Origin of the sequence: Parvibaculum sp., assembly GCF_049672805.1 — a bacterium.
Lineage (GTDB): Bacteria > Pseudomonadota > Alphaproteobacteria > Parvibaculales > Parvibaculaceae > Parvibaculum.
Genome location: NZ_JBATWS010000386.1, coordinates 1 through 1,884, shown reverse-complemented (window position 1 = coordinate 1,884; position 1,884 = coordinate 1). Strand labels below are relative to the sequence as shown.

Sequence of the window (1,884 nt, the reverse complement as noted above, 5' to 3'; positions counted from 1 at the left end):
GGTCTACGCTGATGAAGCAGCACGGACGGATCCGCGTTTCGTCATCAACGCTCAGAATTGCGTGCATTGCAAAACATGCGACATTAAGGATCCGTCGCAAAACATCACTTGGGTCCCCCCCGAAGGTGGCGGCGGCCCGAATTATCCGAACATGTAGTGGTGAATATGGTGTGCGGATGGATGACTGATAGTAAAATGCCGCTAAACTAAAAAGATTTCATCCGCAACCAATGCTTCTGAATTCGCAAACTCCGACTATTGGTGTAGAGGAAAATTCGGCTTAGCATGTGCATCGCGCTCGGTTACTTGATATGACGGACGCACCGGGAGCGGAACTGTCCCGCTGGTTCGCTTCCGAACAGCCTATCAGGAGCGCCTGCCATGTCCGAATATACGCCCCCCATTGCCGACATCGCGTTTCTCTTGTCCGATGTGTTTGCCATTGACAAACTTGCTGGCACTCTGCCCGCGTTCGCCGAGGTCGATGCCGAGTTTGCGGTCAACATTCTGGAAGAGGCGGGGCGGTTCTTTGCCGATACCATCCAGCCGCTCAACCTGCCGGGCGATGAAGAAGGCAGCCGGCTTATCGACGGCGTGGTGCATACGCCCAAGGGATTTTCGGAAGCGTATCGGGCATTCGCGGAAGCTGGTTGGTCCGGCTTATCCGGCGACACAGCCTACGGCGGGCAAGGATTGCCCAGGGCATTGCAAATTCTCGCGGATGAGCTGTTGTCGGCCGCGAACCTTTCTTTCGGTCTCTTTCCCGGCCTGACACGCGGTGCAACAGAAGCTATTGGCCACCATGCAAGCGATGAGCTGAAAGCCATCTACCTGCCGAAGATGATCAGCGGCGAGTGGACGGGCGCGATGGCGCTCACTGAGGCCAGTGCCGGCACGGATCTGGGACTCCTCAAAACGCAGGCCGAGCCGCAGGATGACGGATCCTACAAGGTAACGGGCAGCAAGATCTTCATTTCATCGGGCGATCATGACTTCGGCGGCAACATCATCCATCTGGTGCTCGCCCGTCTGCCAGGGGCACCCAAGGGCGTCAAAGGGATCAGTCTCTTCCTTGTGCCCAAGTTCCTGGTCGATTCCGACGGCTCGCTCGGTGCGCGCAACACGTTCTCTGTCGGCTCGCTCGAGAAAAAAATGGGCATCCATGCCCAGCCGACCTGCGTGATGAACTACGATGGCGCTAAGGGTTGGCTGGTCGGTGAGCCCAATAAGGGCCTTGCTGCGATGTTCACCATGATGAACGCGGAGCGGCTCTTCGTCGGTATACAGGGCCTGGGGATCGCGGACGCAGCCTATCAGAAGGCGGCGCGCTATGCGAAGGAGCGTCTGCAGGGCCGCTCCGCGGACGGCCAGAGCGCGCTCGTGCCCATCATCGACCATGCAGATGTCCGCAAGATGCTGCTGACGATCCGCTCGTTTGTCGAGGCCGCACGTGGGCTCGCCATCTGGACGGCGCTCGAAATGGACAAGGCCGCCGGCCTTGACGACGCCACGCAGCGTGCTCTGGCTGAGGGCAACGTCGCGCTGCTCACGCCCGTCATCAAGGCCGCCTTTACTGATCTCGGGTTCGAGGGCGCGGTACTGGCGCAGCAGGTTTTCGGCGGTCATGGCTATATCCACGAATGGGGCGTGGAACAGTTCGTGCGGGATGCGCGTATCGCACAGATTTACGAAGGCACGAACGGGGTGCAGGCTGCCGATCTTGTCGGCCGCAAGCTCTCCATAGACGATGGCGCTCTGCCCCGGCATTTTTTCGGGTTGATCGAAGCCGATCTTGCCGCTGCAAGCGATGATATTATTGAAATCGTCGAGCCGGTGCGCGAAGCGTTCGCCCTATTGCGACAGGCGACAGACCGTCTGGGCCAG

At 59.2% G+C, this 1,884-nt stretch carries 2 protein-coding genes; both read left to right on the top strand.

What is annotated here, in order from left to right:
• Positions 1-157, top strand: a 157-nt coding sequence (locus WBF74_RS12050) for a 4Fe-4S dicluster domain-containing protein (protein WP_424440133.1), incomplete at its 5' end; no start/stop codon positions are given.
• A gap of 224 nt (positions 158-381) precedes the next feature.
• Positions 382-1,884, top strand: a 1,503-nt coding sequence (locus tag WBF74_RS12045) for an acyl-CoA dehydrogenase family protein (RefSeq protein WP_424440130.1), incomplete at its 3' end; no start/stop codon positions are given.